A 22,213-nucleotide genomic window follows, 5' to 3' on the forward strand; every position below is an offset into this window, starting at 1 on the left:
TTTGTAGTTTTATCTCATGAAGCGCAGTTTTACTGAAATGGCGGGCATTACGCATCCGCTTATTATGGCTCCGATGTTTTTGGTGACCAATGCCGCCATGCTGGAAGCCGGAATGAAGGCCGGTGTGCTGGCGGCCTTTCCCACGCTCAATTACCGGAACGAGGGCGAGCTGGAAGCCGTGTTGCAGCGGCTGAATGCATTTAAGGCAGCCCACGCGGGCGGAAGCTATGCGGTGAATCTGATTACGCAGCAATCCAATCCGTTATATAAAAAGCACCTGGCCATTTGCGCAGCGGCTAAAGTGCCGGTATATATTACGTCGCTGGGCAGCCCGAAGGAAGTGATTGAAACGGCAAACAGCTACGGCGCTCTGGTGCTTTGTGATGTAACCAACCTGACGCATGCGCGAAAAGCTGCTGCACTGGGCTGCCACGGGTTTATTGCCGTGGGACAGGGCGCGGGCGGACATGCCGGGCCGCATCCGCTGCAAATACTTGTGCCGGCGCTGAAGAAAGAATTTCCGGACAAGCTGGTAATAGCAGCCGGCGGCATAGCCGACGGGCGCGGCATGCTTTCGGTGGAAGTGCTTGGGGCCGATGCTGTTTCGGTAGGCACACGTTTTATTGCCAGCACCGAAGCAGGCGTAAATGATGCGTACAAACAGGCTGTGGTGAATGCCGGCATGGATGATATTGTAATGACCACCAAACTCTCGGGCACACCCTGCACCATTATTGATACGCCCGAGGCCAAACGCATGGGCTACGAGCAAAACTGGTTTGAGCGTTTTATGAGCAACAACCCGCGCACAAAAAAATGGTTTAAAACAATTGTACACGTGCGCGGCATGAAACGCCTCGAACAATCGGTGCTGCCTAATAACTATAAGCGTTTGTGGTGTGCAGGTAAATCGGCTGAACTTATTGGTGAAATAATTCCCTGCGAAGAAATTGTGGAGCGGATGATGCGTGAGTATGCCGAGGCGCGCAAGGCGCTGTGCGGGGGGAACTGATTTTTACTGCTACGGACGGTTTGAATATCTAGCCGGGATTGGAGTGGAAATTAACTAAAACAAAAAAACGGGTAGTACCCCTACGAGGTCTTAAAGACCTCGTAGGGGTGAAGGCCGGAATTCTATTTTTTGTTTTAGTTAATTGGAACGAAAAGCCCGAGCCAAGCAATTTTTAGCTGCACCATACGGTCCGCTCCTCCTCCATTTATTTTCAGAATAACTACATTAGCCGCTTCTGATGAAGCGGAACAAAAACTTGTGGCAGTATCTGATATTTGCTGTTTGCCTGGTATTTCTGGGCTACAGGCTTTACGAGAAGCTGTGCCATTACCGTTTTTCGGAAGATGATCTGTTCTTTACTGCACAAGTAAAGGAAAAGGGCATTTACAATGCGGTAAGTTTCTTTTACGCCGAACAAAACGGCCGCCTTGCCGCGCATATACTTTGCTGCTGGGTTTATGCACTTGGCCTGAAATGGAGCGGGATTTTTTATGTGTGGACAGCTGTGATTACCGGAGGATTAATTGTGATGCTGAGGAATGCAGTAAAGCATATTTCTGTGGCAATTACCGGTATTTCCTATTCACGAAGCGATTTATGGATTACCGCACTTCTGTGTTTTACACTGATCACTTTTTCTTTTAAAACAATAACCGGCGAAGCCATATTCTGGATTGCGGGAAGCATGGTGCACACTGTGCCAATATTACTGATGCTTGCAGGAATTGGTTTTGTACTGAAACGCAACCATAAAAAGGTAGTTGCAGCCAATGTGGCGATGTTCATTTTATTTTTTGTGGCGGGCGGATTTTCAGAAGCCACCTTACTTACTGCGTTGGTTACTGTTTTTATTTTTCTGATTGTGTATTTCAAAAAAGACACAACGCTGCGTTTGCGCTTGCTGGTGGTGTTTCTGGGATTAGTGGCTGCGTTGCTGGTAAACATGCTTTCGCCGGGTGTGGAGGTGCGGCTGGCACAGCTGCCTGATTTCAGGTTCTGGCAGGCTGTAAAAAATACGCTGCACGCGTTCTGGCTGATTGCGGATGATTCGGGAATAGTGGGAATGATAATACTGATGCGTTTTGTACTGAATCTGGCTGTGCGCGATGTGGCACCGTTTCATGTATGGAAAGCTTATTTGCCCTGGTCGCTGGTGGCTACGGCAATGGGCTTTTTGCACTTGTTTATTACCTGCTGGCTGCTTTCGGATGTGGCGCCGCCGCGTGCAATGCTGTTTCCGGCGCTATGTTTTATTGCAGCGATAATGCTGGTGGGTATCCGCAAAGAGGAAGACGGAAACGCATTGAAGCTGCCTAAGCTGGTTTGAAAAATTGCGTTTACTTCCGGTTCACCATCCACACCCCGGTGAGAATTACGCCGATGCACAGGAGCGGAAGCAAACCAAACGCCTCGCCGTCTGTCATGCCCCACGCTATGGCCACAGCCGGAATGAGGTAAGCCACCGAAGCGGCAAACAGCGGCCCTGCATCGCGTATGAGCATGTTATACACAATAACGCTGAGCGCGGTGCCAAACACGGCAAGTATGCACACAAACAGCAGCGAATTAATTGCCTGCGGATGTGTGGTGAGGCGGTGAATAAAATCGGTAGTAAACAAATAGCCGAGTGCCACCGGCCCGATGATGCACATAGCCAGCACGGTTGCGCCCACGGCATTCACCCCGTCGAGCTTTGCCTTGATTATGTTTACGCTTACACCATAGAAAAACGTGGCAATAATTACCAGCACACTGCCCAGCCATACATTGCCCGGATGCTCGTCCTGTTTACCTGTAGCAATTAATGTAAGCGCACCGGCCAAACCAATAAACGTACCGGCTACCTGCCACGCATTGGTTTTACGCTTAAACATACTCAACCCCACCAGCAGCGTAAACAGCGGCGTAAGCGAATTGAGCATGCCGGTGAGCGAACTGCTTATCATGGTTTCGGCCTTGGTAAACAGGAAAGCCGGAATGAGATTGCCGGTAACCCCCATGCCGATGAGACCCGCCCACGGCTTCGGATTAATGCTGCGGAAATAACGGTAAGCCAGCGGCAGCAGAAACAAAAATGCAATACCGATACGCAGCGCCGCCACCTGATCGGGCGAATACACATCGAGCCCGCGTTTCATGAGGATGAACGAACTGCCCCAGGTTAAGGCAAGTGCAATAAAAATGACCCAGTGTAAAACGCTGCGCTGCTGCATAAGCGGCAAAGATACTGTGTTGCCGCGTTGGGCTGTTTGCTTTGCGCGAATTAATTGAACACTGGCGCAAAGCATACCATTCAACGCGCCTGATTTATACCTTTACCGTATGAAACATCTCACACTCCATATCACCGGCATGACCTGCGGACACTGCGAAAATTTTGTAAAAGGAATTATTGCCGAAATGCCCGGCACGGCAAACGTGGCAGTTGACCATAAATCTGGCCTTGCCGAACTGGATATTGACGAAACCGTGCTGCAGGCCGACACGGTGAAAGCCGCTATTAACGAAACGCAGGTTTATCAGGCAAACTAACTTACATGGCCGCACCGCATTATCCGATTTACGTGGGTGGAAAATTTACCGACACGTCAACACCGCTTGAAGTAATTAATCCATACACCGGCCTGCTGCTGGCCACTACTTCGCTGGCAGGTGAGGCTGAGCTGAATGCAGCCATTGAAGCGGCGCAGGCGGTGCGCAAAGAAATGCAGCGGTTGCCTGCGTGGAAAAAATTTCAGGCGTTGCGGCAAATTTCCGACAGCATTCTTGCGCATCAGGACCGGCTGGCGCTGGTGCTTTGCCGCGAATCGGGCAAGCCGATGCGGTATGCGCGGGCCGAAATTTTGCGTGCGGCGCAAACGTTTCTGGATGCAGCCGAAGAAGCCAAGCGCATGCCCGGCGAGTATATGGCTTTAGACCGCACTGCCGCCGGGCAAAACCTTGAGGGCTGGGTAAAATATTTCCCGGTGGGTATTGTGGCCGGCATTGCGCCGTTCAACTTTCCGCTCAATCTGGCTGTGCATAAAATTGCACCGGCCATTGCAGCGGGTTGCCCCATTGTGCTCAAGCCGGCTTCGTCAACTCCGCTCTCTACGCTTGAGCTGGCAAAGATTATTGATGAAACGGAACTGCCCAAAGGCGCAGTATCCGTTTTGCCCATGAACCGCACGGCCGGCAACCAGCTTGTCACCGACCAACGTTTTGCGCTGCTTAGTTTTACCGGTTCGCCCGAGGTGGGCTGGAAAATGAAAGCGCAGGCCGGCAAGAAAAAAGTGGTGCTTGAACTTGGTGGCAATGCCGGCGTAATTGTAGCACCCACGGCCGATATGCAGCAGGCCGTGAGCAAATGCGTAAACGGCGGCTTTGCCTATTCGGGACAAATCTGCATTCATGCCCAGCGCATTTTTGTGCAGCAGGAAATCTTTCACGCGTTTGCCGGGGCATTTGTGCAACGCGTACAGGGCCTGCGCAAAGGCGAGCCCGAAATTGACGGCGTGGATGTATCGGTAATGATTGACGAGGCCAATGCCCTGCGTGTGGAAAGCTGGGTGAACGAAGCCGTGGCCGCAGGCGCACAGCTGCTTTGCGGCGGCACACGCCAAGGTGCATTCTACGCGCCCACCGTGCTCACGCGCACACACACAAGCATGAAAGTGGTGTGCGAAGAAGTGTTTGGCCCGGTGGTGATTCTTGAAGCGTATGAAACGTTCGACGATGCGCTGCGCATGATAAACGACTCACGTTTTGGTTTGCAGGCCGGTGTGTTTACCAACGATGTGCGCGAAATGGATTATGCTTTCGCAAACATCGAAGCCGGTGGAATTATTTTGAATGATGTCCCCACGTTCCGCGTCGATCACATGCCTTATGGCGGTGTAAAAGACTCCGGCCTTGGCCGCGAAGGCGTGGCGTATGCCATGCGCGATATGCTGGAAGCGCGGATTCTGGTGAAGTAATGGGGAATCTTTTTTCATTAAAATGCTTTAGCTATACAACTCAACCATGAAATTTCTCTTCTACGACAAACTCACGCTCGAAACGCGCCTTTCTAAAAATGAAGTGTATTACAAACTTCAGCATTATGTATTGAAACGAGATAATTTCTTTTGGGGATTTGTAACCAAACAACAACAACATTTGTATGAAGGCCGGTACACCGACCAGCACTTTCTGATACGCAGAATTATCAATTACAGAAACAGTTTTTTACCTGTAATTGATGGCGAATATGATGTTGCGGGAAATCGTACACGTATAAAAATCAAAATGCGTTTATACAAATTCATTTATTTCATTTTTATTCCATTAATGATCATTATTCCACTTGGAATAATCTTCAACATCAACGCAGTGCCGGAAAATAAATTCAGTCCCGAAATGCTTTTACCCTTACTGATGCCCTTTGTTTTTTACAGCATCATCGTTGGCTTTTTCATTTACGAAGCCACCCGCGCCAAGAAAGAACTCATACGCCTCTTTGAAGCCGAAGAAATAACAACGGGTAATTAATTCCGGAACGCACGTGACTCACGAATCTGCCGCAAAAATTCTCGCCGCTGCTTTTCAAACCAACCTCAGCGTAAACGATACCGTGCGCAACGATGAAAAACGCGATGCACGTTTACTCGAACTCATGCGTTACTCGGTAGCGTTAGGCAAACGCCGCAACGGCTTACACATCAGCAGCGATGAACATTCGGTAGCCGTGTGTTTCGACCCCACGCAGCGCACATCGTTCCTCACCGAAACGCTTGCCCAACTCAAACTCGTACACAGGGTCATTGGCTGGAACCGCTTGTTTTACATCGCTAAAAAAGACAAGCAGGTTTCTTCACGTCGCCCGGCATATCCGCATTACTACCTTTTTCTGCTTGGCACGCATCCCGCTGCACAAGGCACAGGATCGGGCAGTAAATTGCTTGCTCAGTTACTTCAGCGCGCACAGCAAGAAGGAAAAGAAGTGTATCTCGAAACTTCGGTAGAAAAGAATATTCCGTTTTATGAAAAACGCGGCTTCGAAATTTTTGATACCTGGCAGGTGCGTGAAGGCTATCTAATTCGCTTTATGCGTTGGATGCCTGCGGCGTAGTGCATAATTTCAATTGTGATTTTGTGTCGCAAAATGCACAGCGAATAATAATAAGGAGCGAAAGTAGGGTTCATTAAAGTTCCGTTCGGCTCCTGCTTTCCGCTCCAATTAACTAAAACAAAAATAGAATTCCGGCCTTCACCCCTACGAGGTCTTAAAGACCTCGTAGGGGTACTACCCGTTTTTTGTTTTAGTTAATTTCCGCTGCAATCAGGGCTAGGTTAAATACCTTCCACGCATCAAAAAAACAGTAAAATTCCCGTTAGTCCCGAAGGCAAACGCACAAATAAAAAACTGCCATGCAATGTGTGAGTCCTCGCAAGCCTGCGGAGACTCACACGCCGGGAAAAGACTCTCCCTCACGGCCATACGGTGGTTGAGCTTGTCGAAAACACCGTATCTGCTTTACTGCTTTTCACTCTTTCGGCTGTTTGCGGATAATCCGCGCAAACAACGCCGGGAAATGCCGCTTTATCCAAACCGCTTTTATTTCGCGGCCGCCAATCAGCACTTCTTCCTTGCCTTTGCGCATGGCTGAAATAATCTGCCGCGCACACTCATCGGCGGGCATGCCAAGCTCCTGACTTTTATCCATCACATTATGCGCAGTGCCATCGGGCCGCAGGGCGTGCAGCGAAATATCGGTGCGTATTTTTCCGGGGCAGGCAATGAGTACCTGCAAACCATCGCCCTCCACTTCCATACGCAGCGATTCGAAAAAGCCGTGCAGCGCATGCTTGGAGGCCGAGTAAGCCGTGCGGTACCAGAAACCAAACTTACCCGCAATGCTGCTCATCACTACAATATGTCCGCTGCGCTGTTTCAGCATTACCGGCAGCACGCTTTTGGTAAGCGCCACCTGCCCGAAGAAATTTACTTCCATAATGCGCCGGTCAATTTCTACCGGAGCATCCTTAGCCAGCGCACGTTGCGAAATACCGCCGTTGTTTACCAGCACATCAATGCGGCCAAATGCATTTACCACCTGCTGCGTCAACGCATCCACGCCCGACGTATCGGCCAGATCAAGCGGAAGAATCAGGCAGCGGTCGTTGCTTAATCCGCAGGCTTTTTGCACCCGCTCCAGTTCACTTTGCCGGCGCGACGAAAGTACAAGCCTGGCACCCTGCCGTGCAAATTCCACCGCCAGCGCCTCACCAATGCCCGACGAGGCGCCGGTAATCCATACTACTTTATCAGAAAAACTCATTGGCAAATAAATCGTATCCTCGCTTACTTGTTATCGTTATCGAGCGGATTTTTGAGATTGAAACGCAGCACACCCACGGCTACCGAGAGGTGCGGATTATCGGTTTTGGTAAAGAACGAAAGTACATCGCCCGTGGCTACGTACACTTCAAAAATTCCAAACGTACCTATTGTGAAACCTGCCGGTACCGACCAGCCAAGCTCGCTGTTGCCTGATACGCCGAGGCTGAGTTTGGCGGTACCAAATACATTTACTTCGCCGCCAATGGCCAGATAAGGCTTGCCGAGGTTGAAGAGTTCGTTGTTGAGCGGAATCACGTAATCGGCGCCAATGTCAATGCGTTTACCTACGCGCATGCTGGCGCCCAGTCGCAGGCGGGCGGGCAGCGCGGTGGTGTAATCGGGGCCGGGCGTCATGTTCAGCAAACCATTCTGCCCGAACAGATTTCCGCTCTGGCTGCCCAGCTGCCACGAGTTGAGTCCGGTGCTGGTGCTGTCGAGCGCGGGCATCAGTGTATCGCTTGTAATGAGCACGTTGTTGCCCCAGGTTATGGAGCCTATGTCGGTAATGGAAGCGCCGAAGCGGAATTTGTTGTTGAGAATGAGTGATGCACCGGCATCAAAACCAAGTCCTTTACCCACGGCATCAAAAAGCAGATCGGTGCTTTGCGGCGTAAAGTTTTGCAGGTTGCCGTAGTTAATGTTGTAGCTGTTTACAAACGAGGCATGCCCGTTGAGTTTACCGTCTTTTACTTCCACATCCATATTGCCAAGTCCCCACACATATTTTGCACCCACCCCGGCAAAAAGCTGCACGGCGGGTACACCGTCGGCATCTTCGGTACCGGCTTTAAGTATGCGGCGGCCGTAGGCTAAGTTCAGTTCGCGGTAGTGCAGCAGGCTGGCATTGGTGCCGTCAAATACGGTTGAAATGTTTTTGGCAAGAATGGTGCTGTCCTGATAGGCGGCTGAGTTGATGCCGTTGAACAGAATATCGGCGCCGTCTTTGTTCAGCCCTACGTGAGCAAAAGCGCGGTCGCGCACGTTTATGGCCAGCCCGCCAAATTTCGGGAACGCAATGGATGCCGCCAGCCAGTTTACATGCAGCTGCATATTGAGTCCGTCCTGCGTAGAAAACAAGTTGGCAAATTCCTGTTTCTGCTGCGGGGTAAACTGGGCCGAAGGATTGGTGAACGCTTTGCGCAGCGTGGGCATATCCAGCGCGCGCGACTGTGCCGTGAAACCAAAGTTGAGCAGGCCTATGGAGAATTTGTAATTGGTGCTCCAGCCTAAGTTGGCGGGGTTTATGCCTATTACTTCCCAGTTTTGCAGCAGCGCGGTTGACACGCCGCCTTTACCGGTGGCCGCGGGCACGCCCATATCAATCTGGGCATTGAGCGTAAGGCCGGCGGCCAGTAAAGAGGCAGAAAGCAGGATGCGTTTCATTGGTTTCGGGCTTGGTTTATGCTCAAAGATATTCATTTCCGTACCTTTGTGCCATGCGCAGGTATTTTGCATGGCTGCTTTTACTGTTTACCCTCGGCTGCTCAAGTCCCGAAGGCACAAAACTCCCGCCCCAACCCGATGATTTAATTGAGCAGGATAAGCTGGTAAACGTGCTGGCCGATGTGCATTTGCTCGAAGCGGCACTGGGCATGCGCAGCCCGGTAATGGTCTCGCGCCCGCTCCGCCCGGCCGATTTAACCAAACCCAACCAGCCGGTTACACCCGTTCCTGCTCCAGGCAGCGGCAACCAGCTTGGCTACTACAATATTTTCAAGCAGCATGGCGTTACGTGGAAGCAGTACGAAAGCAGCATGAACTGGTACGCCGCGCAGCCCGATGTGCTGGATAAAATTTATGAGCAGGTGGTGGAGGAGTTAAGTGCGCGGCAAACGAAAGAGGCGGTGGGGAAATAAATTATTGTTGTTACGGCACGCACCTCAAATACATCACCAGAATTTCCACCACGGTTTTGAGTTTTTGTGTGCATCTCTTTCATTCTGTAAAGCCGGGTAACTGATCAATCGGCCCTCACCATCCAAAGCATAAATTTCACATTCTTCACCCTGCACTTTTGCACCCAGCTTTTCAGCAATACGCACAAGCTTTATTATCATTGCATCGTGCGGATTTTTACATTCAATGTTTCCATCTCCATAATACATACCGGCCTCATCACCCGAATCATCAGCTTCCGGATTTTTCCAAAACACAAATTCCTTCCCGTCAGGCAGGGGTGGACGGTCTTTCGCACTTTCTTTACCGCTTAAATCAGGTTTTAACTCCTTATCATTCAGGAAAACATTAATCCATTCCTTTGCAGTAATACTGTTTACTGTTTCCGGATCAAACCAATTCTCTTTTCTGGTTATGAAAAGACAGTATCCCATACCTGCAAAATGTCTTTGTAATCGTTTCGAATAATGGGAATATCTATCCTCCCATTTTCAGCGCGCTTAAAATTAACGCTAAGCGCACATCCCACAATACACTCATACTCCTTTTCAGGGCGTGTTCCGGGCCGGAAAAGGCCCGGAACCGCGCTGTCGGCTGTAGTTTCGCGGGGCAGGCTATGTGCTGCTCGCGCTGCGGGGTCTTTCCTGAAAAAGCAAAGCCTCCTCGCTGCGGCATCACAAAGCCCGCCCCGCAAAAGCTGCCGCCTCCATCCCTCACGCAGACAGTGTGGCAAAACATTTTCCCCTTTCAGCTGTTCCTCCTGCGGTTTTGTGTAACATCGCAGTATGAAAGCAGTAATCATCGGCAGCGGCATTGCCGGCTTGTCCACCGCAGTGCGGCTGGCGCGGGCTGGGCATGCTGTTACCGTGCTCGAAGCAGCAGCCGGCCCGGGCGGTAAGCTCAGCGAGTTTTACGTGGGGCCTTACCGGTTCGACCGCGGCCCTTCGCTGTTTACCATGCCGCAGTATGTAACCGAGCTTTTTGAATGCTGCGGCGAAGATCCGGCGCAGTTTCAATACAAAAAGCTGGAGGTAAACTGCGCGTATTTTTACGAAGACGGCACCCGCTTTCACGCCCTCGCCAACCGCCAGGCATTTGCGGCCGAACTGCAACACAAACTCGGCATCGATCCGGCTCCGGCACTGGCACACCTGCAGCGCAGCGAAAAAATTTACCAGCTCACCGGCCGCCTTTTTATGGAGCGCAGCCTCGAACTGCGCAACTTCCTCGACCGCGATACGCTGAAAGCCCTGCTGCGCCTGCCCTTTTACAAACTCAGCAGCACGCTGCACCAGCTCAACACGGCCAAATTAAACGATAAGCGCCTGGTGCAATACTTCAACCGCTTTGCCACCTACAACGGCAGCGATCCGTACCGCGCACCGGCCATGCTGCATGTCATTCCGCATATCGAACACGGCATCGGCGCATTCTTTCCGCGCAAAGGCATGTTCGATATTACGCGCAGCATTTACGAACTTGCCTTGCGGCAGGGTGTGCAGTTCCGCTTCAACACCCGTGCTGAGGAAATTATTGTGCAACACGGCAAAGCCACCGGCGTGCGCACCGGCAGCGAAACACTTGCGGCCGATATTGTGGTGAGCAACATGGACATGACGCCCACCTACCGCAAGCTGCTGCCCACGCAAAAAGCGCCGGAAAAACTGCTGAAGCAGGAAAAATCCTCCTCGGCACTCATCTTCTACTGGGGCATCAGCCGCACATTTGCCGAGTTGCATCTGCACAACATCTTTTTCGCGGCCGACTACGAAGCCGAGTTCCGCAGCCTGTTTGAAGCGCGCGCGCTTTACCACGATCCTACCGTGTACATCAACATCACATCTAAAGAAAAACCCGACGATGCGCCTCCCGGCTGCGAAAACTGGTTTGTGATGATTAATGTGCCTAATCACGACAATCAGCCGTGGGACGAACGCGTGGCGCAGGCGCGGCAGCATATTCTCAAAAAACTCAGCGCCGCCCTGCATACCGATGTGGGCGCGCACATTGCCGAAGAAACCGTGTGGACGCCGCAGGGCATTGAGGAATTAACTTCTTCGTACCGCGGTTCGCTTTACGGCAATGCATCCAATTCAAAAATGGCGGCCTTTTTGCGGCACCGCAATTTTTCCGATTCCATAAAAGGCCTGTATTTTTGCGGCGGCAGTGTGCATCCCGGCGGAGGCATACCGCTTTGCCTGCTTTCGGGCAAAATAACCGCCCAGCTTGTGGCCGAACATTATTCTGCGTGAAACTGACACTTCCTCTCCTGCCCGACCGTTTTTTGCTCCACGCCCGCATTGTGCTTATCATTTTCACTGCGGTGGGCATTGGCGGCATGCTGCTTTTTCCCGACTGGTTTCCGCGCCTCACCCCGCTCAACCTGCTGCTCAATGCAGGGCTGCTCATCGCCGTGCTGCCGGGTGCCGATGTGAACTACCTGCGCTGGAGTCTGCTTTGTGCCGCCGCCGGCTTTGGCATTGAGCTTATGGGCGTGCGCACGGGTGTCATTTTCGGGCAGTACACCTACGGCCCCAGTCTGGGCATTGCCGCCGGCGGTGTGCCGCTTATGATTGCCGTAAACTGGTGGATGACAGCCGTGTGCGCCTTTGCCATTGCCGCACGCATAAGCAGCCACACCTGGGTGCGCGCACTGCTGGGCGCCGCCCTCATGACTTTTCTCGACGCGCTGATTGAGCCTATGGCCACACCGCTCAATTTCTGGTATTTCGAGGGCGGTCTGGCGCCGCTGCGCAACTACATGGCCTGGTTCGGTATGGGCTTTTTTCTGCAGCTTATGGGCATTACGCTGGGTGTAAATCCGCGCAATCCGCTTGCTGTGGCCGTATTTTGCCTTCAGGCCCTGCTTTTTATTGTACTCAATGCCGTGAACATTTTTAGCTGAAATCTGTTCATCTTTGTGGTAATTCCATTCCGCATTTACACCACATGAACATATTACTTAACATTGGCATTGTACTGGCTACGTTTTTCTTCATGGAATTCATGGCCTGGTTTACGCACAAGTTTGTGATGCACGGCTTTCTCTGGTACCTCCACCGCGATCATCATCAGGGCAAGGAAGGCTGGTTCGAAAAAAACGATTCGTTCTTCCTCATCTTCGCCGTGCCCAGCGCATATTGTTTCATGACCGGCATCATGTACAATGATTTTCGTTTGTTCATCGGCATTGGCATTGCGCTTTACGGCTTGTGCTACTTCCTTGTTCACGACATCATCATTCACCAGCGTTTCAAAATCTGGCGCAAGTGGGACAATAAATATGTGCTTGGCATCCGCCGCGCACATAAAATTCACCACAAGTATCTGGGCAAGGAAGACGGCGAAAATTTCGGCATGCTCATCGTCCCCATGCGCTACTTCCGTCAGGGTTACAAAGAACAGGCCTGATGAGTCCCAACCTCACCTACATCATGCTGCATGCGGGCGCATTTACGTTTCCGTTTCTGCTCAGCTTCGATAAAAAAGTAGCATTCTGGCGCAGCTGGAAGTTTTTGTTTCCTGCAATATTAGTGGTAGCCGCACTGTTTGTAGCGTGGGATATTTATTTTACCAAACTCGGCGTGTGGGGTTTTACGCCGGAATATGTGCTTGGCTATTATCTGGTTAACCTTCCGCTCGAAGAAGTTCTTTTCTTCATTACCATTCCCTATTGCTGCATTTTTATTTACGCCTGTCTTGAAGCGTATATCAAGCGCGATTATTTTACCAATGTACACCGCTGGATTACCGGAATGGTAATGCTCATTGCCTTCACACTCGGCTTTTTATATTTCGACCGTTACTACACTTCGTGGACGGGATTGATTTCGGGTGTGTTGCTGGCGTATTTGCTTTTTGTGGAAAAAGCAAAATGGATGGGGCGTTTCTGGATGAGTTATGTGGTGGTGCTGTTGCCGTTTTTTATCTGCAACGGCATACTTACTTCAAAGCCGGTAGTGTGGTATAATGATGCGGAGAATCTGGGCATCAGAATGTGGACCATTCCGGCCGATGATTTGTTGTATAATCTGATTATGCTGCTTGGCGTAACGTGGATTTTTGAGCGGCTGCGTACACGCTGGAAAACCTCAAGTGCAGCTTAGTCTTCAGGTAAAGATCTCTTTTCCTCTTTTTTCAAGCTCCTGCTTTATTTCGTTGTAATAACGGATATAGTTTTTTCTGGCCTTTTTATGCACTTCGGCAATTACCTGTTCATAATGCAGGGCAAGTTTTCTGAGTTCTCCCTCCGATAATTTATATAACGGTGTATGAGCCAATTCTTCCGCACTCGGCTCGTAAGTTGAATTAAACGCTTCCTCTGCAATTGATTTAGCAGGCACGTTATTGAGTTTTTTCAACACAAATTTATTTTTGGGCAATTCACTTAACCCAGTAAAATCAAGATATTCACTTACCACACTTTCATCCATAGTTATCGGCACCCGTTCGTTGTACAAACGGTCTGTACCGTCTTTTTTAACGCCCGATATCCAGTATTCCTCACCTGTTTCCACATCAAAATGATTGTATTTGTAGCCTTGTGTGCGCTGAAATACTTTTCCGTTGAAATAAACCGTCTGACGGCTTCGCGTAAAAAAGCCACGGCCAATCCACGCTTTACCCGAAAGTCCGCGCGATTTATTTTCCACATAAATCAGTTTACTTAGCATAACTAACAATACTAAACATCGCTAAATTTAATTCTTTCACATCAACTATTTTATACCTTAACGGTTGTTAATGTGTTGAAATAACTCAATGTTAAATCCGATTCGATTTCCATGAGCCACAAACAACCCGGGTTATTCTTTCTGTTGATACTGGCTTTTGCTTCATTCTGTATGCGGGTAAAGGCGCAATCGCCCTGCACGGTGCCGCCAAACTGTATTGTGAATAACGAAGTAGGTGCACCGCAACCCAATGGCGATATGAACTCAACCCCGGGAAATTTGGTAAACGGCTGGTATGTATCGCACGGCACGCCAACACTGTTTGGCAACGACTGTCCGACGAGTACAAATAATTGCTCCATCTGGATGTGGTCGTATTCGGGTGGTGGCGAGGGTGTGTTTACCTGCTACAATTTTCAGGCGGGGCAAACGTATGAGCTTTGTTTTTGGGTACGCAATACCAATGCCATTACCGGCAACGGACATTTGCAAATCTGGATGACCAATAATTTTTCCGAGTACCAGAATGGTTTTTCATTGCCGCCGCAAAATGTAACCGGGCAATTGATTGATTCGTCGTTCATCAACAACCAGAACTGGGTGCAGTTAAGTTTTACCATTACACCCACAGCCAATTTCAACACGCTGCTCATTTATCCCTTCATGTCGGGGCCGCCCATCAATAACCTGCAATACGAATTGCAAATTGATGATATCCGCATTACGCCACCCGGTTCGGGCGGTGGCAATTACACTATAAGCAGCACACAAAATCCCATTGACTGGTGTGGCAGCACGCAGCTATGTGTAGCCAATTTGCCGCAGGGTGCCACCGTAAACTGGCAGCCGGCATTTGCACTTAACACCGTTACCGGCAACTGTGTAACCGCCGCACCATGCAGCACCACTACATACACTGCTATTGTAAATGCCCCTGCGGGTTGCCCCAATGCCTGTTCGCCGCAAAGTGCGGGCGATACACTGAGCATTACGGTTAATGCCTTACAGCCACAGGTGCAGCTTGTTACTACCGGCCCTGCGCAATGTGGCGATCCGGTGTGGCTTACGGCCAGTTTACCACAAAGCAACTGCGTGCTTAACGGCCAGTGGCTGTTGCCTAACGGATCTGTTGTGAGCGGCGATTCGCTGCTGGTAGTGGCTTCTGGTGTTGCACCAAACAGCAACTATCAGTATCAGCTTTTTTCGCCCGACAGTGCGTGCATTACATCGGGAGCATCCATCAATATTGACGCCGCGCTGAGCGAAGGCCCTGTTTACATTCCCAACACAATTACACCAAACGGCGACAACCTGAACGATTTATTTACTGCTTACAGCGCAGGCTTTTCGTATTTCAATCTGAAAATCTTCAACCGCTGGGGAGAGCATATTTTCGAAACATCAGACCCTGCCACCGGCTGGAACGGCGCCTGCAACGGCAATGTGGTGCAGCAAGACACCTATGTGTATGTGGTCGAATATCAAACCAACTGTTCGCTCAGCCGCCGTAAAAAAACCGGTCATGTAAATATTATCCGATAATTTGCAAATACTGACCACTTTTACCGCCACTTGATTTATTTTGCCATTTGCAGCATAAATTCAGGCTATGAAAAAAATCGGGACAATTTTATCCGGCTGTTTTGTGATGCTGAATCTGGCAGCACAGGATTTCCGCCAGCAAATAGGAGTAAATGAGGGCGACAACTTTGCGCAAATCTGTGCAAAAGCTGATGCGCACTGGAGCCGTCAGGGCCCGGTAGCCACAGCCAACAATGCGCCGCCGTTTACCGACAATGCTTATCATGCCTACCAGCGCTGGAAATGGTACTGGCACACCCGCCTCGACCAGAACGGCAATTTCCCTGATGTGGTGGCCGCACAGGCCGAAGCCGATGCCATGCGCAGCAACCAGCGGGTGGCTGTAAATCCGCCCTGGACATTCATTTCGCAAACCGTGGGCGATGGCGGCTACAACGGCATGGGCCGCACCACCTGCATTGCCTTTCATCCTACCAATGCAAACACGTTTTTTGTGGGCGCTCCCATTGGCGGCCTCTGGAAAACAACCGACGGCGGCCAGAGCTACACACCGCTCACCGATGCTTTGCCTTACGTAAGCGTTGGAAGCTGCCTTGTGGACCCTACCAATCCCAACACCCTTTACATTTCCGTAGGCGACCATCAGGGCTGGTGGAACTACAGCCTCGGCATTTACAAAAGTACCGACGGCGGCGCTACATGGAATGTAACCGGTTTAAACTGGCAGCTTTCGCAGGGGCGTGCTATTTCGGGCATGGTAATGGATCCGAATAATGCGCAGATCATCTATGCCGCCACCTCAAACGGCCTTTACAAAACCACCAATGGCGGCACAAACTGGACTGTAGTGCGTGCCGGCTACTATTCGGATGTGGAAATGGAGCCGGGCACTTCAAACGTATATGCCGCCCTGCACGATTACTGGGGCTCAAGCGAAGTATTCCGCTCAACCGACGGCGGCGCCACATGGACACAACTCAGCAGCTTTGCGCAAAATTACAACTGGATTCGCATTGCTGTAACACCGGCCAATGCGGCCATGCTGGCTGTACAGCTTTCTTCGGGAAACAAACCCCTGTACGTATCTTACAACTACGGCGCAAACCTCAACTACGTTTCAGACTGCCCCGAAACCGACATCCTGCTTATTTCGCCCAACAACGCCAGCATTATATACTGCGGCGCCGTGTATGTGTATCAGTCAACCGATGGCGGCGCCAACTGGAACACGAAAAGCTACTGGTTCTACAACCCGCCCTATCCCGAAGTACATGCCGACCAGCGCAACGTGGCTTTTCACCCGCTCAATCCCAACATGATTTATTTCTGCAACGATGGCGGCGTGTACAGCTACTCCGAAAGCGGCGATTCATTTACCGAACTTTCAAACGGCCTCCTTATCACGCAGTTTTACAAAATTGCGGCATCCGGCACCAACGCACAACTCATTATTGGCGGCACACAGGACAACGGCGGCCGCCTACGCATGAACAACGGCCAGTGGCGTGCCACCAACGGCGGCGATGCCATGGAAGTAGCCATTGACCCGGTAAACAACAATACCATTTACACCACTTACATAAACGGCATTCTTTACCGTTCATACGATCAGTGGACCAACGACACCTACAACGGAATAAGCGCAAACATACCCGGGGGCACACCAAACGGAAGCTGGGTAGCTCCTTACATGCTCGATCCATCAGACCATCTCACCCTTGTGGCCGGTTACGACGATGTGTGGCAAACCACCGACCAGGGCAATACATGGACTGCGCTGAGCAGCAACATTGCCGGTGGCAATACGCTCGAATGCCTGATGATTTCGGCCTCCAACCCAAATATCATTTTTGTATCGGAAGGCGATAACCTTTACAAAACCACGAACCGGGGCGGAAGCTGGTCAACCGTTTCAGTACCCGGCACGGCGCCCATTACCTCCATTACCATACACCCGGCCAATGCACAGGAAGTATGGATTACGCGAGGCGGTTATGTAAGTACGTCTAAAGTATTTCATTCCATAAACGGCGGTACCACGTGGCAAAACTGGAGTACGGGCCTGCCCAACGTGGCGGTGAATACGTTCATTTATCAGCAGGGCCCGGGTGGCGTGGTGTATGTGGGCACGGATGCCGGCGTGTTTGCCCGCGATACGCTGAGTAATACGTGGATGGCATGGGGTACGGGGTTACCCAAAACATCGGTAACGGATCTCGAAATTTATTACCCCACCATGAAACTCCGCGCCGGAACGTATGGACGTGGTATCTGGGAAGCGGACCTTTCCACACCGCTTGGCACAGCGCAGCAGCCTGTTCAAACCAATACGTTTACTGTATATCCCAATCCGGCAAACGGCGAAATTACCATCACGCTGCCACAGGAAAACACCAAACCGGCAGAAATAAGTATTTGGAATGCGCAGGGCGAATTGGTACTGCTAACGCAGGCCGCTGCCGGTGTGCAGCGCAGCACACTCGACCTGAGCACACTGGCTAAAGGTGTGTACATGGTGCGCGTGCAACAGCAAAACGAAGTAAACGTTCAAAAACTCGTACTGTATTAATTTAACCAGCCCGAAAGGCCCGAATGCCCGTTGTCAGCACTGCAACTGACAACGGGCATTTTTTCATGATCAATACAGGAAGGAGATATGCACGTTGCGGCTTATATTTGTGGCATGTCAACCCAACGCGATTATATCCAGCAGCATAAAGACCGTTTTCTGAACGAGCTTTTCGAATTATTACGTATTCCTTCGGTGAGTGCCGATCCGAAATACGCGCCTGATGTGCAACGCACGGCTGAAGCGGTAAAAACCAGTTTGCTTGCCGCAGGTGCCGACAGTGCAGAAATCATTCCCACGCCCGGCCACCCGATTGTGTATGGCGAGAAGCGCATGGGCGATAACCTGCCCACTGTGCTTGTGTATGGCCACTATGATGTGCAGCCGCCCGATCCGCTGGATCTCTGGACATCGCCGCCGTTTGAGCCGGTAATCCGCAAAACCGACAAGCACCCCGACGGAGCTATTTTCGCACGTGGTTCGTGCGATGATAAAGGACAAATGTACATGCACGTAAAAGCACTGGAAGTGATGCTGAAAACCGGCACACTTCCCTGCAACGTGAAATTTATGATTGAGGGTGAAGAGGAAGTTGGCTCGGCCAACCTCGGCGATTTCCTGCGTGCACACAAGGAAAAGCTCAAAGCCGATGTGATTCTGATTTCCGACACATCAATCATTGCCAACGATACGCCTTCTATTGACGTGGGCCTGCGCGGGCTTTCGTACATGGAAGTGGAAGTAACCGGCCCCAACCGCGATCTGCACTCAGGCGTGTATGGCGGTGCGGTGGCAAACCCGGTAAACATTCTTTGCAAAATGATTGCTTCGCTGCACGATGAAAACAACCGTGTAACCATTCCGGGTTTTTACGACAATGTGGCTGAGCTGAGTGCCGATGAACGCGCCGAACTTAACCGTGCGCCGTTTGATCTGGAAGAATACAAACGCGATCTCGACATTAACGACATACACGGCGAGAAAGGCTATACAACCATTGAACGCACCGGCATTCGTCCTACGCTTGACGTAAACGGCATTTGGGGCGGCTACACCGGCGAAGGTGCTAAAACCGTACTGCCTTCAAAAGCCTACGCCAAAATTTCGATGCGTCTGGTGCCCGATCAAACCTCGAAAGAAATTTCCGACAAGTTTGCCGCGCATTTCCGCAGCATCGCTCCGGCCGGTGTGAAAGTGAATGTGTCGTATCACCACGGCGGCGAGCCGGTGGTGGTTTCCACCAACTCCAATGCCTATCGCGCAGCCAGTGCGGCCATGGAAGAAGCCTACGGCAAAAAGCCGGTGCCCACGCGTGGTGGTGGCAGCATTCCCATTGTGGCCCTCTTCAAAAGCGTGCTCGGCCTCGATTCTATCCTCTTCGGATTTGGTCTTGATTCAGACGCGCTGCACTCGCCCAATGAACATTACGGCGTGTTCAATTACCTCAAAGGCATTGAAACCATTCCGCTGTTTTACAAAAATTATGTAAACAGCAGCAAGTAATTGCATTCATTAACACTATCGAAACCGGCACAGGTACTATCTTGTGCCGGTTTTCGTTTTCACTAAAATACCAGTCATGAAAATTGTACGTCGCTTTTCACTGCTGTGGCTTCTTCCACTTGTCTTCACCCTCAGCGGCTGTGGCCTGAAACCTATTGTGCCCAAAGGCATCGAAGGCATCAAGTTTTTGAAACTTGATCCGATTCAGGGCGTGGTTATTCTCGATCTGGGAATGAAAATCGACAACCCGAACGGCATTGCCTTTACCCTGTTTGGCTCGGAACTTGAAATAAAAGTGGGTGGAGTTGATCTGGGAAAAGTGACAATTAATGAGAAAGTTAAAATTAAGCGCAAAACCGAAGACGTGTATCACGTAAAAGTAAATGCAAAAGTAGCTGATGTAATACGCAGCATCCCGGCGCTCATTAAGATAATTGCACAGAAGCAGGCTAATGTGGAGGTAAAAGGATGGATACGCGCGGGTGCTTTAGGATTGAGAAAGACCTTCCCGGTTGAACTGAAACAGGAACAGGTCCCTGCGTCTGATCATCAGAAGAAGTGAGATGTGGAGCTGTCTGAATGGGTTTACCTTGAACTGATTATTTCTTCTTGCCTTTTTTTATGGACTTTTTTTGTTTGGATTCTGCTAAGTAATTTTCGTTAGTAATAACTTTTTGTCCGGTTTTTAGCTCCAGATCACGCCTTGCCTTTCCGGCAACTGATCCGCCTTCATTGGCTACAATTCGATTTTCGGCAAATCCTTTGGGATTTCTTGTTTTTACAATAGCTGTTGTAGAGGCTTCACCCAACATTGAAAAAATCAGTTCAAGATCATTCATGTGATCCCGGAGATTTTCAGACTTCAATCCTTTTACTTTCTTATACTCAGAAGGAGTCAAGCCAAATGTTGCTTTCGAAATTTCAGCGGTTAGTATTGCATATTCTATTTGTTCTCTAACGCCCCTGTTTTTCCATTCTTCAGTAAGTTCTTCACGAATGGCTATGCTCCGCATTCGTTTTTCTATCCAAGCGTCGGAATAGCCTTTAAGTTTATATAATTCTCTGGTTCGTTGTGTCGCCAGTTCAGGGTTCTCAATTTCATCTAACCGGTCAGCACCAACTTGTGCCAGCCAAAGTTTAAATGGCTCAGCTTTGGGTGACGGAATAGATTGAATGATTCTTAAAAGACCTTGAGCATGAGCACAATTCAGTTTCTGTTTACCACCAGCTGTGCTTACAGGAAGGGGGGTGACAAGTTGTCCCCACCCTTGAGAAAGCAACTCGTCTCTTTTGCGCATTTTTTTAATGTAATCCGCTGGATTAGGTGTATCGGTGAGAATACTCACAACATCAGCAACAACGAAATACCATTTCTGATCAGATTCGTTCCAAACTGTTCTGATTTGTTTGCTTTCAAATAATTTAATCGAATTCATACTTTTTCTTTTTAAGTCAAACTCTATCAGTAAATGAAAATATTTGGTGTTATATTACTCTAAAGCTGCTCAAACCGATATATTATTTGCTCCTTTTAGTAACCAATTAGATAAACTTAGCCTCGCAAGTTGCATTGACTCATTATAAGTTGTGTATTGTTTATCCGCATTTACAGATTCTCCCCAGTCAATTTCCTCATCGCCTAAAAGCAAGACACCTGCATGAACAATTTTTGACCTAAGATCATAGATTTTATTATACTTTTCTATTGATTTAGATGTATCTGAAACATAAGTCTTCAAAAACTCTTTGAATTTTGTTTTAATTCCCCAAATAGGCCTTTGACATTTAGAACAAGTGAATGGCGAAGTTTTTATTGTTTGACAGTCATTACATTCAAATTCTATTCCTTTATTTTTGCTTTTGAATTCATAATTCACGATTGTTTCGATAGCTGAAACAAAGGATAGGAAAGACAAACTCTTCATCCTGTCTTTAATTTCTATACCATTACAAATAAGATGAATGACGGAATTTGTAACTTTTTTTCTACTATTATCTAAATTAAAATACTTGTCAACTGATTGACAAATTGTGTTCGGAAAATTTATCTCTATACTTCTATCATCACTTGGAACACGTCGATAGTATTCACTATGTGCAATCAACTTTGCATTAGGAGATTGTTGCTCTGAAAAATCGGTAATGCGTAAATCATCCGCAATACTCGGATAGTAAAACTTAGGGAAAAATGTCTGACTTGATGCTCTTTTAAAGTCTTCTCTCTCATTTTCGCTCAATTCATGGCTTGGTAAAGCTATACCCCATTTAAATTCACTTTCTTGGTTGACAAAAAATCTATGATTTGTCAATACCGACAATAATCGCAATAACCGATTTAACTGATTAGTTTTTTGAGTACTTTCAAGGAGCCAAGGCGATAATTCTTGTAACTCATCAGGAAGTTTCACTTCAGTCACTTCATCAACATAATATTCTATGACCAATGGAAAATCACTACAGTATGGAGAGACTGGAGAATTTTTAAATTCACAAGGATAAATTTGGAAATAATCACCAAATTTTAATTGCGTTTTGAGTTGCGATTTACTGAAGACAATACTTCTACAGATTTTCCTATTCATAATAAAACACTTTGATTTCTTTCAATTTATTTCGAATATACCCAACAAACTAAAAAAACGCCACTTAGAACAACT

22 protein-coding genes are annotated in these 22,213 nt (G+C 49.3%); 15 read left to right on the forward strand and 7 right to left on the reverse strand.

The annotated features are described in order from the left end of the window. The first annotated feature begins 16 nt into the window (after positions 1-16). A complete protein-coding gene (locus tag IM638_06315) occupies positions 17-1,012 on the forward strand; it encodes a nitronate monooxygenase (protein ID MCA6362633.1) in 996 nt (331 codons plus the stop codon). A gap of 238 nt (positions 1,013-1,250) precedes the next feature. Further along, positions 1,251-2,339: a hypothetical protein gene (locus tag IM638_06320; protein MCA6362634.1), complete on the forward strand. Its 1,089-nt coding sequence runs from the start codon at positions 1,251-1,253 to the stop codon at positions 2,337-2,339. 10 nt (positions 2,340-2,349) lie between these two features. On the opposite strand, the gene IM638_06325 is transcribed toward IM638_06320, so the two are convergent. Then, on the reverse strand, positions 2,350-3,225 hold the full coding sequence (locus IM638_06325; protein ID MCA6362635.1) for an EamA family transporter: 876 nt from the start codon (positions 3,223-3,225) through the stop codon (positions 2,350-2,352). A 109-nt stretch (positions 3,226-3,334) separates the two neighbouring features. Here IM638_06325 and IM638_06330 point away from each other — a divergent pair, with 109 nt between their 5' ends. The 4 genes from IM638_06330 to IM638_06345 are packed head-to-tail and all read left to right on the forward strand — an operon-like array spanning position 3,335 to position 6,101. Continuing rightward, positions 3,335-3,544, forward strand: coding sequence for a heavy-metal-associated domain-containing protein (locus IM638_06330; GenBank protein ID MCA6362636.1), 210 nt, complete (start codon positions 3,335-3,337; stop codon positions 3,542-3,544). Between the two features lie 5 nt (positions 3,545-3,549). Further along, a complete protein-coding gene (locus IM638_06335; protein ID MCA6362637.1) occupies positions 3,550-4,968 on the forward strand; it encodes an aldehyde dehydrogenase family protein in 1,419 nt (472 codons plus the stop codon). A 46-nt stretch (positions 4,969-5,014) separates the two neighbouring features. Then, positions 5,015-5,521 (forward strand): hypothetical protein, encoded by a 507-nt coding sequence (locus IM638_06340; protein MCA6362638.1) that lies wholly within the window; start codon positions 5,015-5,017, stop codon positions 5,519-5,521. 13 nt (positions 5,522-5,534) lie between these two features. Continuing rightward, complete coding sequence (locus IM638_06345; protein MCA6362639.1) at positions 5,535-6,101, forward strand: GNAT family N-acetyltransferase; 567 nt, start codon at positions 5,535-5,537, stop codon at positions 6,099-6,101. 415 nt (positions 6,102-6,516) lie between these two features. Here IM638_06345 and IM638_06350 read toward each other — a convergent pair whose 3' ends face one another. After that, the gene (locus tag IM638_06350; protein MCA6362640.1) at positions 6,517-7,311 is read right to left on the reverse strand and encodes an SDR family oxidoreductase; all 795 of its coding nucleotides are present in this window, start codon (positions 7,309-7,311) and stop codon (positions 6,517-6,519) included. Between the two features lie 23 nt (positions 7,312-7,334). Beyond that, on the reverse strand, positions 7,335-8,756 hold the full coding sequence (locus tag IM638_06355; protein ID MCA6362641.1) for a hypothetical protein: 1,422 nt from the start codon (positions 8,754-8,756) through the stop codon (positions 7,335-7,337). Positions 8,757-8,809: 53 nt separating this feature from the next. Between IM638_06355 and IM638_06360 the strand changes: the two genes are divergently transcribed. Further along, a complete protein-coding gene (locus IM638_06360) occupies positions 8,810-9,229 on the forward strand; it encodes a DUF4296 domain-containing protein (protein ID MCA6362642.1) in 420 nt (139 codons plus the stop codon). 33 nt (positions 9,230-9,262) lie between these two features. Here IM638_06360 and IM638_06365 read toward each other — a convergent pair whose 3' ends face one another. After that, positions 9,263-9,703, reverse strand: coding sequence for a hypothetical protein (locus tag IM638_06365; protein ID MCA6362643.1), 441 nt, complete (start codon positions 9,701-9,703; stop codon positions 9,263-9,265). 351 nt (positions 9,704-10,054) lie between these two features. Between IM638_06365 and crtI the strand changes: the two genes are divergently transcribed. Genes crtI through IM638_06385 form a run of 4 tightly spaced genes read left to right on the forward strand, consistent with a single transcriptional unit; the run spans position 10,055 to position 13,375 of the window. Next, positions 10,055-11,521, forward strand: coding sequence for a phytoene desaturase (gene crtI, locus IM638_06370; GenBank protein ID MCA6362644.1), 1,467 nt, complete (start codon positions 10,055-10,057; stop codon positions 11,519-11,521). Beyond that, positions 11,518-12,174, forward strand: coding sequence for a carotenoid biosynthesis protein (locus IM638_06375; protein ID MCA6362645.1), 657 nt, complete (start codon positions 11,518-11,520; stop codon positions 12,172-12,174). The genes crtI and IM638_06375 overlap by 4 nt, the downstream gene beginning before the upstream one ends. Before the next feature lie 44 nt (positions 12,175-12,218). Next, positions 12,219-12,680 carry a sterol desaturase family protein gene (locus IM638_06380; GenBank protein MCA6362646.1) on the forward strand — a complete coding sequence of 154 codons (462 nt, stop codon included), beginning with the start codon at positions 12,219-12,221 and terminating at the stop codon, positions 12,678-12,680. Then, entirely contained in the window at positions 12,680-13,375 is a 696-nt protein-coding gene (locus IM638_06385) for a lycopene cyclase domain-containing protein (GenBank protein MCA6362647.1), read from the forward strand. The genes IM638_06380 and IM638_06385 overlap by 1 nt, the downstream gene beginning before the upstream one ends. A 3-nt stretch (positions 13,376-13,378) precedes the next feature. Here IM638_06385 and IM638_06390 read toward each other — a convergent pair whose 3' ends face one another. Then, positions 13,379-13,942: a hypothetical protein gene (locus IM638_06390; GenBank protein MCA6362648.1), complete on the reverse strand. Its 564-nt coding sequence runs from the start codon at positions 13,940-13,942 to the stop codon at positions 13,379-13,381. Positions 13,943-14,053: 111 nt separating this feature from the next. Between IM638_06390 and IM638_06395 the strand changes: the two genes are divergently transcribed. From IM638_06395 to IM638_06410, 4 genes are all read left to right on the forward strand, one after another. Further along, positions 14,054-15,484, forward strand: a complete 1,431-nt coding sequence (locus tag IM638_06395; protein MCA6362649.1) for a gliding motility-associated C-terminal domain-containing protein — start codon at positions 14,054-14,056, stop codon at positions 15,482-15,484. A gap of 67 nt (positions 15,485-15,551) precedes the next feature. Further along, entirely contained in the window at positions 15,552-18,053 is a 2,502-nt protein-coding gene (locus IM638_06400; protein MCA6362650.1) for a T9SS type A sorting domain-containing protein, read from the forward strand. A gap of 114 nt (positions 18,054-18,167) precedes the next feature. Next, positions 18,168-19,556, forward strand: coding sequence for a dipeptidase (locus IM638_06405; protein MCA6362651.1), 1,389 nt, complete (start codon positions 18,168-18,170; stop codon positions 19,554-19,556). A gap of 76 nt (positions 19,557-19,632) precedes the next feature. Further along, positions 19,633-20,118: an LEA type 2 family protein gene (locus tag IM638_06410; protein MCA6362652.1), complete on the forward strand. Its 486-nt coding sequence runs from the start codon at positions 19,633-19,635 to the stop codon at positions 20,116-20,118. A 37-nt stretch (positions 20,119-20,155) separates the two neighbouring features. On the opposite strand, the gene IM638_06415 is transcribed toward IM638_06410, so the two are convergent. Continuing rightward, the gene (locus tag IM638_06415) at positions 20,156-20,992 is read right to left on the reverse strand and encodes a Bro-N domain-containing protein (GenBank protein ID MCA6362653.1); all 837 of its coding nucleotides are present in this window, start codon (positions 20,990-20,992) and stop codon (positions 20,156-20,158) included. 69 nt (positions 20,993-21,061) lie between these two features. Beyond that, on the reverse strand, positions 21,062-22,138 hold the full coding sequence (locus IM638_06420; GenBank protein MCA6362654.1) for a hypothetical protein: 1,077 nt from the start codon (positions 22,136-22,138) through the stop codon (positions 21,062-21,064). Positions 22,139-22,213: the final 75 nt, after the last annotated feature.

It is taken from the genome of Bacteroidota bacterium, assembly GCA_020402865.1.
Lineage (GTDB): Bacteria > Bacteroidota > Bacteroidia > Palsa-965 > Palsa-965.

Coding starts and splice junctions, on each gene's coding strand:
- IM638_06315 (MCA6362633.1), top strand. CDS start 17: ATGAAGCGCAGTTTTACTGAAATGGCGGGCATTACGCATCCGCTTATT.
- IM638_06320 (MCA6362634.1), top strand. CDS start 1,251: ATGAAGCGGAACAAAAACTTGTGGCAGTATCTGATATTTGCTGTTTGC.
- IM638_06325 (MCA6362635.1), bottom strand. CDS start 3,225: ATGCAGCAGCGCAGCGTTTTACACTGGGTCATTTTTATTGCACTTGCC.
- IM638_06330 (MCA6362636.1), top strand. CDS start 3,335: ATGAAACATCTCACACTCCATATCACCGGCATGACCTGCGGACACTGC.
- IM638_06335 (MCA6362637.1), top strand. CDS start 3,550: ATGGCCGCACCGCATTATCCGATTTACGTGGGTGGAAAATTTACCGAC.
- IM638_06340 (MCA6362638.1), top strand. CDS start 5,015: ATGAAATTTCTCTTCTACGACAAACTCACGCTCGAAACGCGCCTTTCT.
- IM638_06350 (MCA6362640.1), bottom strand. CDS start 7,311: ATGAGTTTTTCTGATAAAGTAGTATGGATTACCGGCGCCTCGTCGGGC.
- IM638_06355 (MCA6362641.1), bottom strand. CDS start 8,756: ATGAAACGCATCCTGCTTTCTGCCTCTTTACTGGCCGCCGGCCTTACG.
- IM638_06360 (MCA6362642.1), top strand. CDS start 8,810: ATGCGCAGGTATTTTGCATGGCTGCTTTTACTGTTTACCCTCGGCTGC.
- IM638_06365 (MCA6362643.1), bottom strand. CDS start 9,703: ATGGGATACTGTCTTTTCATAACCAGAAAAGAGAATTGGTTTGATCCG.
- crtI (MCA6362644.1), top strand. CDS start 10,055: ATGAAAGCAGTAATCATCGGCAGCGGCATTGCCGGCTTGTCCACCGCA.
- IM638_06380 (MCA6362646.1), top strand. CDS start 12,219: ATGAACATATTACTTAACATTGGCATTGTACTGGCTACGTTTTTCTTC.
- IM638_06385 (MCA6362647.1), top strand. CDS start 12,680: ATGAGTCCCAACCTCACCTACATCATGCTGCATGCGGGCGCATTTACG.
- IM638_06390 (MCA6362648.1), bottom strand. CDS start 13,942: ATGCTAAGTAAACTGATTTATGTGGAAAATAAATCGCGCGGACTTTCG.
- IM638_06395 (MCA6362649.1), top strand. CDS start 14,054: ATGAGCCACAAACAACCCGGGTTATTCTTTCTGTTGATACTGGCTTTT.
- IM638_06400 (MCA6362650.1), top strand. CDS start 15,552: ATGAAAAAAATCGGGACAATTTTATCCGGCTGTTTTGTGATGCTGAAT.
- IM638_06405 (MCA6362651.1), top strand. CDS start 18,168: ATGTCAACCCAACGCGATTATATCCAGCAGCATAAAGACCGTTTTCTG.
- IM638_06410 (MCA6362652.1), top strand. CDS start 19,633: ATGAAAATTGTACGTCGCTTTTCACTGCTGTGGCTTCTTCCACTTGTC.
- IM638_06415 (MCA6362653.1), bottom strand. CDS start 20,992: ATGAATTCGATTAAATTATTTGAAAGCAAACAAATCAGAACAGTTTGG.
- IM638_06420 (MCA6362654.1), bottom strand. CDS start 22,138: ATGAATAGGAAAATCTGTAGAAGTATTGTCTTCAGTAAATCGCAACTC.